A 14,499-nucleotide genomic window follows, 5' to 3' on the forward strand; every position below is an offset into this window, starting at 1 on the left:
TCAGCAAATCCCGAAACTCCATTTCATTGATGTCCTCTCGATCCCAATCTCCGCTATCTTTCGCACGTAGCGCGAAGTGCTTTATATCCGATTATCTAATAAGAATACGACATACTTACTCATAGCGGCTAATGATTAGATTTACTAGTTGCTCTTCGGACATTTAGCACTCTTCGTATGAATCTTAAATGTTGATTATTTTCAACATTACTTATATTTTAGTTTGTAATAATCATATAGCTGGGAGTAATCCTTTACTACGTGAGAAGCAGTGAATATAAAGTACATTCCTTGGTCATGGAAAAACACTCCTGACCCTAATGGCCTGATTATCCCCTTACGCGGAGACATTAGGGCAATAGTATGTCGGTTAATATGGCTTTCGGAAATATCAAACAGCTTTCTGTGAAATTCATTGAAAACTGGATTTGCGTCGGAGTCTGTCATCTGCCTTAGATCGTATTTATGAACTACGCTTAACCGCTTCCTCAATATCTTCTTTAATAAACTCCCAATACTTCCCTTTCAAACAGATTGGGTTAAAATCCTCATCTGCCAGCATGAATTCGGTAAGATTTTTTAGAATCACGGGTTTGTCGTGAGTATACTCGTAACGTTGCTTGTGCAGTTCAAGCATGGCGTCAATGCTGTATTGCGGCAGAAGCTCATGTAAATCCCAAAAGTCCTTTTTTCGTCCACCTCGTCGGACGACGTCAATCTTCATCGCTATTATCTCTTCGACGGTTGCCATTCTGATACCTTCCACAACCCTATCGGGCTGGATAAATGGGTCGGTATAATAGACATCGAGCTTAATAACATTGCCACGATCACTACCTATCGAATAGGATTTGCCCATACCAGGTAGCAAATTTGCCGCATGACTTACATAGGAATATGTTTTGTGTAAGTAATGCTCCAATGCTTCAAAGTCAATACTTCCATAAGGAGCATCCGTGAATAGATCTATATCGACAGAAATCCTGTGTCCTAGCTGCAAACTAAGTGAAGTACCCCCGACAAGCCTAAAAGGATTGAAAGGTTCCGCTGCCATTAAAGCTGAAAGCGATTCTCTTAAAAGGGGATTTACGGTATTGTAATAAAGCATAGCAAATCATCGGGGTATACTAATTGTGAGACTAGCTTGTTTCGGAAGTTTCTATTGCTGATTGCACCTTTTCTTGCCCATAGAATCGCGAAATTTCTCGTTTCTCGTCATCGTCACCACGTTCGAAGACCCGCTTAATTACAGCTTTGGCCTGTGCTTCCCAATCGATTTTTGAAATATCAGTATCCCAAAAAAGTGATTTTCTCAAAACCGTCAAATTGGGTGCTTGATGTTCATGTTTTTCCTTCTCCTTCTTAATGTCGTAGTAGGCTTGCAGAAGAACTAATGTGCCCTCATCAAGATCAAGCCCCTTTTCAATCTTAAGCGCTAATGCAGTATTGATGTTGCGCTTGCCTTTAAGTATCGCATTGAAGCTTTGTGGATGTTCGGCGATTGATAACGCAAAAGGGCGTTGTTTGATAGATCGCTTTTTTAGCTCTCGATCAAGAATGATTCCTGGATGAATACCTTTGTATTTTTCAAACTGCTTTTCCATGATATCAAATATAAACAATTTTGCTTATATTTTTTCGACTCAGGGCAATCACTCTCCCCATTCAAAGTAAAAAGTCGTCACTTTTTGCTTTGTACCTTTCGTTGCACTGAGGTGTACAAGCGTGTTACCATTGATCTTACTTGCTACTCTTTGGCCGCCCAGAGAGCCAAGGTTTCAGCACCTTTGTAACCTGCGGCATCACTACCCATGTCAGCAATCCCACCATGCACCCGGCTACAATCAAAGTCCTGAATGCAGGATGTAGTCCCTGTATGTATGGGCCAATTACATAGGTCAAAAACAAACTGGTAGGATACACACCGCAAAGCGTAGCCACCGCCATTTTCCATCTCGGCGGAGGAATAGGTGAGCGGAACCAGGCTTCCAAGCCAGTAAGCTCCCGGTATACCGGTTCTTCCGTCAAGGTCGACGCATAGGCTTCCCAATCTTTAAAAAGCTTCGAATTGTAAAAGGCATCCCGCTCGGCCTGATCGGCGAAAGTCCTTAATATGCCAATTTCCCGGCTTTCGCTGCCGGGCAATGCAGTCATCATTGCCGCGCCGTGCACGCCGCCATGTAGAAATGAATCTCCCAGAAAACGCCGCAAAGCCTCTTTGAACTCTTCTTCTTTTCCAGGGATGGAAAATTCGGTGAAACTGACCACCCCAATTCGGTTTAAACTGACCACCTGTTCCGGGCGAAATTGACCACCCCATTTCGGATCAAACTGACCACCTGATTCCGGAGTAAACTGACCACCTGAGAGATTAGAAAATGCTGTAGAATCAACCATATTTTTGGCACGAACCAATCGTGTAAAAGGTATGGCCAATTCGACAATCAGCATGAGCAAAATAAGACAGATTTTACGGATGTACAGCCAGGGCCGCAGCAAGCTCTGGATAGCGGAACAGACAGGTGTTTCCCGCAATACCGCTAAGAAGTACATGACCACTTTTGATGCGAGCGGACTTACCTTTGAACAGATCAACAGCCTGAATGATAAAGAGCTGGATGACTTTTTCGGAACGGTTAAACAGCAGCCACCGCAAGACAGATTGTTGAATCTGCAACGTTGTTTTCCGCAAATAGACAAAGAATTAAAACGGACAGGTGTTACCCGTCATATGCTTTGGGAAGCCTATAAAAAGGAATTTCCGGAAGGATTTGCTTATACCCAGTTTTGCTTTCATCTGACCAAATGGAAGGCCCGCGTTAACCCTGTGATGCATCAGGACCATAAGGCCGGCGATAAGCTGTACATCGATTTTGCAGGTGTTAAATTAAGTATTGTAGATAAAGAGACTGGTGAATTAACTGAGGTTGAAGTGTTTGTGGCTATCCTGGGAGCGAGTCAACTCACTTACGTGGAAGCAGTCAGTAGCCAGCAAAAAGAAGATCTGATCGCAGCTTGCGAGAATGCACTTCATTATATCGGTGGTGTGCCGGCAGCAATTGTTCCGGATAACCTTAAAGCTGCTGTTATAAAAAGCAATAAATACGAACCTACGCTGAACGAGGCCTTTGCCGATTTTGCTGATCATTATGGGACTACGATATTACCTGCACGCGCTTACCGGCCAAGAGATAAGGCGTTGGTGGAAGGTGCTGTCAAAATCGTTTACAGCCGTATTTATGCGCCTTTAAGAAAGCAGGTTTACAACTCACTGACAGAGTTAAACGCAGCTATATTGATTGCTCTCGAGGCTCATAATAACCAACTGCTTCGGGGCCGTAATTACAGTCGCAGACTCCAGTTTGAAGAAATTGAGCGCAGTGCTCTGGCCCCGCTTCCGATCCTGCATTATGAGTTCAAAAAACAGCTACATGCCACTGTAATGAAGAACGGACATGTCTGCCTGAGCGTTGACAAGCACTATTATAGTGTCCCATACCGGTTTATCGGCAAGAAAGTCAAGTTGTTGTATTCCAATTCTGTGGTTGAAGCATATTATCATTACGAACGTATCGCCCTTCATAAAAGGCTTAAAAGTCCCTATAATTATTCTACCGATAAAGAACATCTGGCCAGTACACACCGCTTCGTAACAGACTGGACACCAGATCGATTCTTGGAGTGGGCTTCCTCGATCCATGAAGATGTCAGGTTGTATATTCTTAAAATCCTGGATCGCAAACAGCATCCCGAACAGGCCTACCGCTCCTGTATTGGTATCCTCTCTTTTGCGAAGAAAGCTGGTGAACAACGCCTGATCAGCGCGTGCCAAAGGGCTTTAAGCTATGGTATCTACAACTATAAAACAATCCAGACTATACTGGAAAAAAATATGGATCAATATGAAGACAGCCTGTTTGCAGACGAATTACCCATGCCCAAACACGATAATATCAGAGGCGAAGACTATTATCAATAATCCTTTAAACAATTAATAAAAATGAACACAAACACTTTGGAAAAGTTACGCAAGCTAAAATTTTACGGCATGTTCCATGCCTTTAAAAGTAGCCTGGAAAGTGGAAAGACTAATGATTACACGGCGGATGAGCTTTTAGCTCATCTAGTTGACGCTGAATGGGATGACAGAAATAACCGTCGGGTCGAACGCCAGATCTTGTACGCACGGTTCCGCTATAAGGCCATGGTCGAAAATATCCACTATCATGCTGATAGAAGTATTGACCGTAATCAGATCATGCGCCTAGCAGAATGCTCCTTTATTGGCCGAAATGAAAACCTACTGATCACAGGCAGTACCGGAATCGGTAAAAGCTATGTAGCATCTGCGATTGGTCATCAGGCATGTATACTTGGCTACCGCGTAATGTATGCCAGTACTCCCAAATTGTTTGCCAAACTCAAAATGGCCAAGGCGGATGGATCCTATATCAAAGAAATTACAAAAATAGAACGGCAACAACTTCTTATCCTGGACGACTTTGGTATCCAGCCGTTCGATGCCCAGAGCCGGGCAGCACTGATGGAAATCATAGAAGACAGGCACGGAAAAACATCCCTGATAATTACTTCTCAGTTGCCTGTTAGCAAATGGCATGAAGTAATAGGAGAAAAAACCATTGCTGATGCCATTTTAGATCGTATAGTACATGATGCACACCGGGTTGAATTAAAGGGGGAATCAATGAGAAGAAAACGAAAAACGGAGCTCGAAACCAGCTACGAATAATTATAACTTTTATTTACTAATTTTGAATCGCTTCTACTAGCATTTTCTACTACCGGCCGCCAGTTAATTAGGTGGTCAATTTGCCACGGAATCAGGTGGTCAACTTCTCCGAAATACCCATATACCCCCTGCTTGTGGAAGATCAGTGTATTCAGCCAGCACTGATTACGAAAGATGTTCTTTGCTATCAGGTTGTCCGAATTTTCAGTGATAAAGTATAATCCCCACCCATCGCCGGGTAATTTTTGTATTATCGCACACAAGCGTTTTGTGATGCCACAGGTTTTTTAATGTTTACCAAACAACAATAATTGTCCATTTAATGAAATGGACAATTATTGTTCACATTTGATGTCTATAATATGAATTATATTTATTCTAATCTAAAAATCTGAAAGAGGGAAGATGGTACCCTGGTTTAGGAGGATTTTGGTCTGAAGGCAATATTACAGTTATCACGCGGGTAAATTCTGTATCCTCGCTCATTTCAAATGGAAATGCGGTCGATGTTTGCATATTCCGGGGAAAGTTTACCAGTGATTCCGGACGAAAGGTTACCAGTTTTTCCGGATGAAAGGTTACCAGTAGCTGCTGGTTTAGATCACTAAGAATGTGTCTATGATTTATCAATATTAAAGTTTTATTTTCTTCTTCTCAAGGAGCGGCCTAAAAGATCGATTTTATTAGCCGAAGCTGTCAATCTGTCAAGGATCGCATCAGCGACGGTGGGCTCGTTTATGAATGCATACCAACTGTCGAGTGGAAGCTGAGAGGTGATTATGGTGGCACACTTTCCATACCTGTCTTCAAGGATGTCCAGCAAGGCGAGTCTGGCGTCATGGGTAAGCGGTTTTAAGCCAAAATCGTCAAGGATTAAGACCTGGTGGCTGGCGATATTCTTGATCCATTTGAGGTAAGAGCCATCCAGTTTGGCCTGAATGAGTGTTTCCAGGAACTTGTTCATTGCAAAGTACAGGGTTTTATAGCCAAGTAGACAGCAGCTGCGCCCTAAGGCGCAGGCAAGGTAGCTTTTACCGGTCCCGGTAGCGCCGGTGATTAAGACGTTTTCTCCCTTTTCGATAAACATTCCGTCTGAAAGACGCATCAGCATTTCTCTGGACAACCCCCTTTCGGGGGTGCAAACAACTTCTTCTAAAATTGCATTATACCGGAGCTTGCTGTTTTTTAGCAGTCGCTCTGTTCGGTAGTGGTTACGGTATTCCATCTCAGCCTGACAGAGCAAAGCAAGTAGCGAATGTGCATCCTCTTGTTGGTGTGAGGGAAGTGCGAGTGCAGCCTGATAGCGTTTGGCCATACCCGTAAGTTTGAGGGTGTTCAACTGTTCCAGTGTCATTTGGGTGTTCATATCGTTATTTGATTAGGTTGGTTACTTTGTTTTGTAGTTCTCCGCTCCTCTGAGATTATTATGTGCAGGGATTGGCGAATGAGCTTCACTGGCTTCTGCCAGAAGATCCATGTTGTTTTCCAGGATGGTATTGATTACACCATAGTTGTACTTATGGCCTTGCAGGGCTCTTTTGCAGGCTGCTTCGACTCTGTCCCCTCCGTGCTCTTTCACCAACCTGAGTATGCCCAGGCAGGGACCATAGGCTTGGTGAATGGTGATCTTGCTCTTCATCAACTCATCGAAAAAAGCACGGGTAGATGGGCCGTTTTCAGAAGCCTTTCTGAGGTAGTATTCCGGATCCCATCCTTTTTGCTGCGCTATTATTTTATGATTTTCAGGCATGTGCTCCAACTGGGTACTGTATCCATGACTCTTAAAGTTTCTGGTATGCAGCGCAATACGTCCATGTCCATAATATATTTCTACATGATCACTGTCGTAAACAATCCGGACTTCTTTTCCAACATAGGTAAAAGGCACGCTGTAAAAGTGCCAGTCTTCCCCAATAACTACATGGTAGTTTTTATGTACTTTACCGCGGGTGTAATGTCTCAGATGGTAGACTGTATCAGGCAAAGCCTGTAATAAACCTTGCTCCTGAGAGACGAAAAGTTCTTGTCTGCTGTAAGTTTTCTTCTGAAAATTCTTCCGGTGATGCTCTTCCAGTTTTTGCATAATTCCTGTATTTATCTCCGCCAGACTATGGAAGGTGGTATTTCGCAGAAGCGCATAAATACGTCGGTACGTGATCAGAACCTGGTTCTCTACAGATGCCTTATCCTTCGGTGAGGCAGGTCGCGTAGCGAGTAAACCGATGTGATTGTGAACAGCCCATTGCTGAAGCATCTCTGGGAAGGTAGGTTCGTATCGGCAGGTTTTACTCACCCACTGTTTCATGTTATCCGAGATAGCGTTTAGGGGTACACCACCTAGATAATCCAGCATATTGTTCAAAGCCGATACGACTTGTGGAAGACTCGCATCCACAAGAGCCTGAACAAAAGAGTAGCCGCTAAAAGGAAGCACACCGACAAGCACAGGGCATTCGATTACCTCGCCACTATCCTGATCAACATAATGAAGCTTGGAGCCTGCAAAATCGACCTCCATCAGCTCTGCTGGAATATGGTATAAATGCATGCTGGGCTTTCTGGTACTCATGGCAGAATCCAGCAACTCACAGAACCGCGAATATTGAAAACCATCTGGATAAGCCTCCAGGTATTCCTGCCAAAGCAGATAGCGTGTCACACCGACCTTTCTGAGCTCCGAAATGAAGTAGTCCGCCTGCTCAAAAAAATGTACTTTGCGAAGATCAGGAACTTGCACCTTACCTGACTTGCCGCCTTCAACCAGCAAATTTAACTCCTGGTCGGTAAGCTCCATGAGTGTGCTATAATTATAATCACTCCCAGCACTCGAGAATATAACGCTGTAATGATGAATTGTAGGCCGTGAGACCTGGGTCTGTTTCGCTATGGATCGCTCTGAATGACCGCGCGAAAGAAGCAACAGTATTTGACGTATTTTTTGCATACTAAGGGATTTGTTAGCCATTCTCTGATAGATTTTGATCGTAATCAAATGTATCAGACAGCGTATTTTAAATCCTTAGTGGTAAACTTTGCAGCGGTCGGCGCTCCGACGGAATAACTGGTAAACTATACGTCGGAATGTCAGGTCGTTATTAACCCAATTTATCCAAAAGTGGTAAAGTTTGCTCCGGAATAAGTGGTAAACTTTCCAATGGAATAACTGGTAAGGTTTGCCCCGGAACAGTGGTAAACTTTCCAGCGGAATGCCTGGTAAACTTTGTAGCGGAATCGTGGTAAACTATAGAGTGGAATATGCACGATGTTTGAGTGAGTACCCCAGCGCAGCGTGCAAATCCCATATTTGAAGTAGTTGCCGTAGGAGGTGTGACAAACTTAACAGATTTATCAGTTTCATTGGAGAGATGTATTGTATATCTGTATAAAGTATTATGATTCTTGTCCGAATCTTGGCAACCTTTTACTGATTCTACCTCATATGACATCTTAACCCCTTTGGTCGAATACAGCGTCGTCTGAGCATGAGTGAATTTGGTAACTGCAAAAAATAAAAGGATAGAGATTTGAAGATTTTTTTTCATATTTTTTTTAGTTATAATTAGATATTAATTGTTGGGCTTTCCCATTGCAAAGGTGCAATGAGAGGCAAATTGATACAATACCAACTAATTGGTATTTTAATCCGTTTAAGTGGCATGTCTAACTTTTTTAGCTTTTCAGAATACCTTTCTAACTTATCGATACATGGTTGTGGAAACAACACATCAGACTATGGAATGTATCTAAGGGACATTTCAGTCATGCGCAAATTTGCTGACCATACCTCTACTCTAATGTTTCTAATCGACTATAAGACAATGTCCTATCCTTTTATGGATGATAATGTTAGGCAGGTACTTGGCCACCCAAAGGAGGCTTATGTTGAAGGCGGATTAGAATTTTCCTTACATCAGAATCAAAACTTTTCTTTGCTTAACAAAGAAATATTTGCTGACAGGAATAAATATTTAAGTGAAGTAAGCAATGACAAACTTCCTTACATAAGATTTTCAATGGGATTTGGATACAGAGATGAAAGAGGAAGTATCAGAAAAATTTTGCAGCGAAATACCATCACCGAACTGACCACCGACAATTTCCCAAAGGGCATTTTTGGCTTTTGTTGGAATATTACTGATGAAGATTCCAACCCTAAAATTTTTCACAGTATTGAAATTTTGGATAGGGATACCAGGGAGTGGACCACCATATTGCATAAAAATTTCTTTCCTGGTATTGACCCAGAAGAATTGCTTGGCAAGAGAGAAATTGAAATATTAAAATGGATGTCTGATGGATTGATTGCAAAAGAAATAGCTGAAAAATTATACCTAAGTAAGTATACGGTCGACACACACCGAAAAAATATGCTCCATAAAACCAATAGTAAAAATATAGCTGAACTTATATTATACGCAAATAGATTAGGCTTGATATAGTCGTTTTTAATAACTGATTTATAGTTAGTTTGCTTAACCATTATTGGTCTTCTGAATTTTCCATTAGTACCACGCCGATGCTCTATGAGTGGCAGCAATCCGTCCGCCTTCTTCTTGCAGTGCATGAACTGCTTCGATACAACACATAACTACCTGCCACCTCATAGCAAAATTCGGCCGTAAAAGGGAATTGTGATAGGTGCCTGTGCGAATTCAGAGAAATACAAATTTTAAAAGACGTAAGTTATTAATTTCTCTTTAATATGACAGAGAATCTAATTTCAAACAATGCTTTGCCCAGGTTACTGGTTTAATGGAACGAGTGGGTCGGCATCGACAAAATGGATTAATAAAGGATTCTTCACAGGATAAGAATTCTTTAAATTAAAGTAATTTAGCATCTTGAATGCATTAGGCGGGTCAGGAAAATGAATATCCAGGAGGGCCGCAATTGACTAAATAAACCCTTTGTATCATGGATAAAAAATTTATTGTGACCTACAATTCTGATACTATAATAAGCGATCCAGCAGAATTGGCAACTTTGTGTGTATTTTACGATCAGGTATTATTACCTTGGGAAAATCCATTTAACCCAAGTGGATTCGTTAAGCTATTAAAGTCTGAAAACGGGAATTACGTTTTTGAATCCGATGATTCAAAAGTTAACTTCATAACTTTTGAAAAGGATGGTAAAGTTTGCAATACATTAGATTATCCTGCGATTTGGTGGGAGGAGAATACAATATTGTTTAAAGAGTCGGTTCTGGATCAAGTGCCAGTGCCCAATTCTTTTACGCTGGACAATAATATTGAATTAACTGATATTGCAAGAGCTTTGCTCCAATCTCCCCACCTGATGCGCACACATTCGCCTAACGAATTCTATGTCCATAGGCAGCTACTGCTGCATCTGATGCGTCAAGATCTGGATGGGCCTGGCATCATGAGTTTAAACAGAGACCAAAACCGAGCAACTTACACCTTTTACGAGGCTAAAAGCGTGTTTAAGTATTTGATTCCGAAAGTGAATAGACTTAAACCTGAGGAAATTATGGAGTTGAGGCATAGAGTTAAAGACACGCGAGAAGGATTTAGTATGCACCTTCAGAAATTATCTCTAGCTGTTGAAAATGCTCTGAAAGAAAATGCCTCACTTAGGGACATTTCGTACGAAGCTCAAAAAATCATTGAGACGGACCTGATTCCGGATTATTATGAGTTTCGAAGACAGTTACAATTTGAAAAGATATCAACTGTAGGTAAGCTACTTGAATTGTCAGGTAAATTTTTTGAAATTGACGCAGCACCTTGGACGCCAAAATTTTGGGGACAACTCATTACCGGAATCGGATCAACATTTAGCCATGCCGCAAATAAAAAATCGGATCTCTCAAACGTTCAACAATCTTTTAAATTCATGCACATCTGCGAGGAAAAATCGTAATTCTCCGATTTACAGCAAAGCCCCAAACTACTATTTAAATGAAGTTATTAGACATTTCAAAGGGTAAAATCAGAAGTTGAAAATTAGTTACCATCCAGAGCAAAGACAGAATCAAACCAACGAAGTACAATCGCAGATCATGGCTCTGGATCTGTAAGACTCTCAAAATAATTTGTAAAATCATCTGAACCAATGGGCCGAGTAAATATGGAATCATATTGATGAGGAATTATTCCTAAGGAGAACCCGATATCTTTAAAATACCCTTTGAGCTTTTAGTTGCATTGAATAAAGTTAAGGAATTGAAATAAGCTGTTAATTGACAAGTCAAAATAATTGCAGGGTATGGCGCTCCCTTGCATATTATGTATCTTTAAGTTAACTTTAATATACTTGGTTTTGCTGATTATATTTTAGGTGATGAGCGATATGGAAAAAATTGAAACCAAACCGTACCGTGACGAAAACCTCAAAGATCGGCCTGGTGAAATCTGGAAAGATATTCCCGGGCTGGAAGGATACTTTATGGTATCTAACCACGGCCGGGTGAAACGGCTGGAACGTGTATCTTTTGATCAACTTGGAAGAAAATTTACAACCGCCGCCAAAATTAAACTCCCAGCAATTAACAAAAGTGAAAATAAGATTAAGGGCGATTTCAGGTACAGGTTCCAGATACAAGCAAAAATCGACGCGGTCTATTATTCCTTTCAGGTCCAACGCATGGTTTACTACTGCTTCGTAGAGCCTTTTGATCTAAGTGATGCAAAAATCGTAATCACATCTGAGCAGGATAACGGACTGGATATAAGGCCACAATTCCTAAGGAAAACGAATTGGTATGAGCAGACCAGACGCACATACGAACTCGGCAGGCAAAAAGCAACCTACGAGTATGATCCCTCATATCGTCACGCTTCTACGTCGGCATCCAAAGCGGTGACTTCCAAAAAAATATCCTGCTATGATACTTCGGGTAAACGAATAGACACATATGACAGTATTTCAGAAGCAGCCAGAACCACAGGTTTTTCAAATAGCAGGCTGGCAATTGCTGCAAAGAAGCCTTACATTCTGGTTGACGGTAAGTTCTGGCGAAATGGAGACAGCCCTTCCACAACACTTTCACAGCGACCGACAAGAGACTATAAAGAGAGTCGTGGCATGCGCATCACTCAGTTTGATAAACACGGAAACCCTTTGGCGCAGTTCCTGGCCGTTTCGGAAGCGGCCCGTGTTTCTAATGAGAGTCATAGTAGTATTCTGAGTCATGCACGGCTAGGAACAATCAGTAAAAGCGGTTTCCGCTGGAAATTAGGTCTGCATACCGGCAAACTTGATATTCCAGGTAAACAAGACCAAGATTATGAACAAGGATAGTGAAAAGAATATGCCCCGCCCGCCTGCTCATCGAGACAAGAGCCTGAGCGACCGATCGGGTGAAAAGTGGCTTCCAGTACCCGGCTTGGAGCCTTATTTTTGCATCTCTAACCACGGCAGGGTAAAAAGATTACAGCGACTCAGCAGGGACAGCAACGGTAGTTTACAGGTTCTAAAAGAAATGATCTTGTTTCCTGCTATTGCCAGGAACTATAATAAGTACACAGGTGATTACCGGTTCGCTCTGCAACAAGAAGCAATGGTTGACGGAGTTGATCATTCCTTTCAACCGCACCGGATGGTTTACTACTGTTTCAAAGAACAATTTGATCTCAGCGATCCGGACATTATTATCAAAGTTCTGGGTGATGGGCTGGATATAAGACCGGAGAACCTTGTAAAACTTAACCGCAGGGAAGCAGCCAACATCTTGTATGATACGGGCAGGTTACCAAGTCCATTTCATGATGATAAATATATTCTGACATCGTCCAAACAAGATGAAGATATAAATCCGCTCAGAAAGCTATCCAGTTACAATTCAGAAGGCGAACTGGTGAAGCTGTATGCTGATATACTTGAAGCTACATCTGATTCCGGGGTTCCAATAAAATCAATCAGAAGGGCTGCCAGGTGGCTCGTATGCGTAACCAAGGGATTGTACTGGCGCTATTCACAAGAAGAACGTATTGATACAGTCCGGATAAAACAGATATTGGCAAGACCGGATGTAAAGACAATCGAAGATGCTTACCGGGTATTGACAGAGGCCAATGGTGATGTAGATACAACTCCTCCTAGCATGTGAGCCACCCGTAAATTCGTAGGCATCCATTTAATTCCAAGTAAAACCTTCTATTTGAGATTTATATCTGAGAAATAAAGTCGTAAAATTTCGCGCTGGCGGGATTAATGATGGGCATGATTTAGTGATAACAATACTTAAATAAGGTATTTTATTGTAGGAATAGGGTACATGATTGTATGAGCGATTAAGACGACTCGTATAAAATATCGCTGCATTCGTATAAAAATTTTGCACAAGCTGTTATATAGTCCGAGCTTTGAGATAAGCAATCGCCCGGATTGAAGAAATAATTCAGGTCCATTCAAACATGGTTCTAAATCCTGTCAGAGCATGCATTACTGAGTAATATCCCTCAGAAATAACATTTACATACTTCTGGACCGATGCGGCGCAAGATGATCCGTTGAAAAAATATTGCTATGTAGCCGATTTTTGAGCAATGCTAATATATTTTTCAGCACAGAATAACAATTGCGTTAAGTTTCCAGTGATGGATAGCGCCTGGCGTAAAAGGGGGCAATCATCAACAATCAGCCATCGTTATGAAAAAGGTATATACCGTACAGTTTCCTGCCTTAATTATTCCGAAAATAATCTCGGGAAGGAAAATGCCTGTTGACTGCCTTTACCCTATCAGGTACGCAGACTGCAAACAAATGCAATGGTCGACAGGAATGATTATCAGGCAACGTGTCGTTACATATGACTTTCTGATAGAGCTTTTTGAAAGCCGCGTGAACGAGGATTTACAGATCGAGGTAGTATTTAACAAGCCATGTGTAGTATTTTATTACGGGTTTAGCGGGACAGTGATCTGTGAAAATAAAGAAAGCGGTGGCTTGTTCACATTACAGCAAGGTCAAGCCGGAGCGATTAATGTGCCTCCGGGAAAATACCATTTGCTCATTAGGAGTGGGTGGAGCACAGGCCTTCTATATATCTTCGACAATAAATATCTGGATAGTGTATTACAGATGGCACCATTCGATTTTCGGGCAGTGGGCCTTTTCGGAATTGGTTCTTCTGATTGCTATAGATTCCCGTTTTTTATGATTGATAGTATCGCTCAAATAATGATGATGCTACAGAACATTAACCCTGAACAGAGATCATTGTCGCTTAAGATGTCCTTATTTGAACTCCTGAAGCGGTATGGAGAACAATTAGCCAGATACAAAAATAAGCCGGCCGGAGAAGCTTTAGAAAGGGTAGTAACAGTAAAGAATTTCATTGAAGCACAGCTCACAAATGGCCCTCTACCAACTGTTTTTGAAATAAGTCAACAATTCAATATTCATCCTGACGCCTTGAACAGATCATTCAAAAATACTTTTGGCGTCAGTTTAAAGAAATATATAAACCAGACAAAGATGCATCTGGCTTTTCAGCTTTTATCACAGGATAAGATGTCGGTTCAAAAAGTGTCCGAACAAACTGGCTACGGGAGTCCATTCAGTTTCAGCATCCAATTTAAGTTGTATTACGGCTTTTCCCCTAATCGGTTAATTGCCAAGTAACGAACTGAGTAAGCGCGATAAAAGATGATATTTTCCAATGCAATGCCGGAAAATCGTATGTAATTAGTCGGAAAACCGTATGTCCTATCTCATCTTTAGTCATGAACTTTGTTTCGGTCATCCTTGTAGCAGTTAATAATCTCACGGGGGGCCGAACA

Annotated in this window: 13 protein-coding genes; 7 read left to right on the top strand and 6 right to left on the bottom strand. The window is 41.7% G+C overall.

All coding sequences use genetic code 11. The features are described 5' to 3' along the window. Window positions 1-463 precede the first annotated feature (463 nt). The 3 genes from KOE27_RS25510 to KOE27_RS25520 form a co-directional block, all read right to left on the bottom strand. Window positions 464-1,108, bottom strand: coding sequence for a nucleotidyl transferase AbiEii/AbiGii toxin family protein (locus tag KOE27_RS25510; RefSeq protein WP_215241515.1), 645 nt, complete (start codon window positions 1,106-1,108; stop codon window positions 464-466). A 31-nt stretch (window positions 1,109-1,139) separates the two neighbouring features. After that, on the bottom strand, window positions 1,140-1,604 hold the full coding sequence (locus KOE27_RS25515) for a helix-turn-helix transcriptional regulator (RefSeq protein WP_215241516.1): 465 nt from the start codon (window positions 1,602-1,604) through the stop codon (window positions 1,140-1,142). 136 nt (window positions 1,605-1,740) lie between these two features. After that, the gene (locus KOE27_RS25520) at window positions 1,741-2,397 is read right to left on the bottom strand and encodes an antibiotic biosynthesis monooxygenase (RefSeq protein ID WP_229252956.1); all 657 of its coding nucleotides are present in this window, start codon (window positions 2,395-2,397) and stop codon (window positions 1,741-1,743) included. A 31-nt stretch (window positions 2,398-2,428) separates the two neighbouring features. Here KOE27_RS25520 and istA (KOE27_RS25525) point away from each other — a divergent pair, with 31 nt between their 5' ends. Then, window positions 2,429-3,979, top strand: coding sequence for an IS21 family transposase (istA, locus tag KOE27_RS25525; protein ID WP_215236846.1), 1,551 nt, complete (start codon window positions 2,429-2,431; stop codon window positions 3,977-3,979). A 21-nt stretch (window positions 3,980-4,000) separates the two neighbouring features. Continuing rightward, window positions 4,001-4,750 carry an IS21-like element helper ATPase IstB gene (gene istB, locus KOE27_RS25530; RefSeq protein WP_215236847.1) on the top strand — a complete coding sequence of 250 codons (750 nt, stop codon included), beginning with the start codon at window positions 4,001-4,003 and terminating at the stop codon, window positions 4,748-4,750. Window positions 4,751-5,390: 640 nt separating this feature from the next. On the opposite strand, the gene istB (KOE27_RS25535) is transcribed toward istB (KOE27_RS25530), so the two are convergent. From istB (KOE27_RS25535) to KOE27_RS25545, 3 genes are all read right to left on the bottom strand, one after another. Continuing rightward, window positions 5,391-6,116, bottom strand: a complete 726-nt coding sequence (istB, locus tag KOE27_RS25535; RefSeq protein WP_215238296.1) for an IS21-like element helper ATPase IstB — start codon at window positions 6,114-6,116, stop codon at window positions 5,391-5,393. Between the two features lie 21 nt (window positions 6,117-6,137). Then, the gene (gene istA / locus KOE27_RS25540; protein ID WP_310590060.1) at window positions 6,138-7,715 is read right to left on the bottom strand and encodes an IS21 family transposase; all 1,578 of its coding nucleotides are present in this window, start codon (window positions 7,713-7,715) and stop codon (window positions 6,138-6,140) included. 130 nt (window positions 7,716-7,845) lie between these two features. Next, window positions 7,846-8,292 (bottom strand): hypothetical protein, encoded by a 447-nt coding sequence (locus tag KOE27_RS25545; protein ID WP_215241517.1) that lies wholly within the window; start codon window positions 8,290-8,292, stop codon window positions 7,846-7,848. 114 nt (window positions 8,293-8,406) lie between these two features. Between KOE27_RS25545 and KOE27_RS25550 the strand changes: the two genes are divergently transcribed. From KOE27_RS25550 to KOE27_RS25570, 5 genes are all read left to right on the top strand, one after another. Beyond that, on the top strand, window positions 8,407-9,189 hold the full coding sequence (locus tag KOE27_RS25550) for a response regulator transcription factor (RefSeq protein ID WP_229252957.1): 783 nt from the start codon (window positions 8,407-8,409) through the stop codon (window positions 9,187-9,189). Between the two features lie 475 nt (window positions 9,190-9,664). Further along, window positions 9,665-10,636, top strand: a complete 972-nt coding sequence (locus KOE27_RS25555) for a hypothetical protein (protein WP_215241518.1) — start codon at window positions 9,665-9,667, stop codon at window positions 10,634-10,636. A gap of 429 nt (window positions 10,637-11,065) precedes the next feature. Then, window positions 11,066-12,016 carry an NUMOD4 domain-containing protein gene (locus KOE27_RS25560; protein WP_215241519.1) on the top strand — a complete coding sequence of 317 codons (951 nt, stop codon included), beginning with the start codon at window positions 11,066-11,068 and terminating at the stop codon, window positions 12,014-12,016. Further along, entirely contained in the window at window positions 12,003-12,824 is an 822-nt protein-coding gene (locus KOE27_RS25565) for an NUMOD4 domain-containing protein (protein ID WP_215241520.1), read from the top strand. The genes KOE27_RS25560 and KOE27_RS25565 overlap by 14 nt, the downstream gene beginning before the upstream one ends. A gap of 542 nt (window positions 12,825-13,366) precedes the next feature. Continuing rightward, entirely contained in the window at window positions 13,367-14,341 is a 975-nt protein-coding gene (locus KOE27_RS25570) for a helix-turn-helix domain-containing protein (RefSeq protein WP_215241521.1), read from the top strand. Window positions 14,342-14,499: the final 158 nt, after the last annotated feature.

The sequence above is a fragment of the Dyadobacter sp. CECT 9275 genome, assembly GCF_907164905.1.
Taxonomy (GTDB): domain Bacteria; phylum Bacteroidota; class Bacteroidia; order Cytophagales; family Spirosomataceae; genus Dyadobacter; species Dyadobacter helix.

Coding starts and splice junctions, on each gene's coding strand:
- KOE27_RS25510 (WP_215241515.1), bottom strand. CDS start 1,108: ATGCTTTATTACAATACCGTAAATCCCCTTTTAAGAGAATCGCTTTCA.
- KOE27_RS25515 (WP_215241516.1), bottom strand. CDS start 1,604: ATGGAAAAGCAGTTTGAAAAATACAAAGGTATTCATCCAGGAATCATT.
- KOE27_RS25520 (WP_229252956.1), bottom strand. CDS start 2,397: ATGGTTGATTCTACAGCATTTTCTAATCTCTCAGGTGGTCAGTTTACT.
- istA (WP_215236846.1), top strand. CDS start 2,429: ATGGCCAATTCGACAATCAGCATGAGCAAAATAAGACAGATTTTACGG.
- istB (WP_215236847.1), top strand. CDS start 4,001: ATGAACACAAACACTTTGGAAAAGTTACGCAAGCTAAAATTTTACGGC.
- istB (WP_215238296.1), bottom strand. CDS start 6,116: ATGAACACCCAAATGACACTGGAACAGTTGAACACCCTCAAACTTACG.
- istA (WP_310590060.1), bottom strand. CDS start 7,715: ATGGCTAACAAATCCCTTAGTATGCAAAAAATACGTCAAATACTGTTG.
- KOE27_RS25545 (WP_215241517.1), bottom strand. CDS start 8,292: ATGAAAAAAAATCTTCAAATCTCTATCCTTTTATTTTTTGCAGTTACC.
- KOE27_RS25550 (WP_229252957.1), top strand. CDS start 8,407: ATGTCTAACTTTTTTAGCTTTTCAGAATACCTTTCTAACTTATCGATA.
- KOE27_RS25555 (WP_215241518.1), top strand. CDS start 9,665: ATGGATAAAAAATTTATTGTGACCTACAATTCTGATACTATAATAAGC.
- KOE27_RS25560 (WP_215241519.1), top strand. CDS start 11,066: ATGGAAAAAATTGAAACCAAACCGTACCGTGACGAAAACCTCAAAGAT.
- KOE27_RS25565 (WP_215241520.1), top strand. CDS start 12,003: ATGAACAAGGATAGTGAAAAGAATATGCCCCGCCCGCCTGCTCATCGA.
- KOE27_RS25570 (WP_215241521.1), top strand. CDS start 13,367: ATGAAAAAGGTATATACCGTACAGTTTCCTGCCTTAATTATTCCGAAA.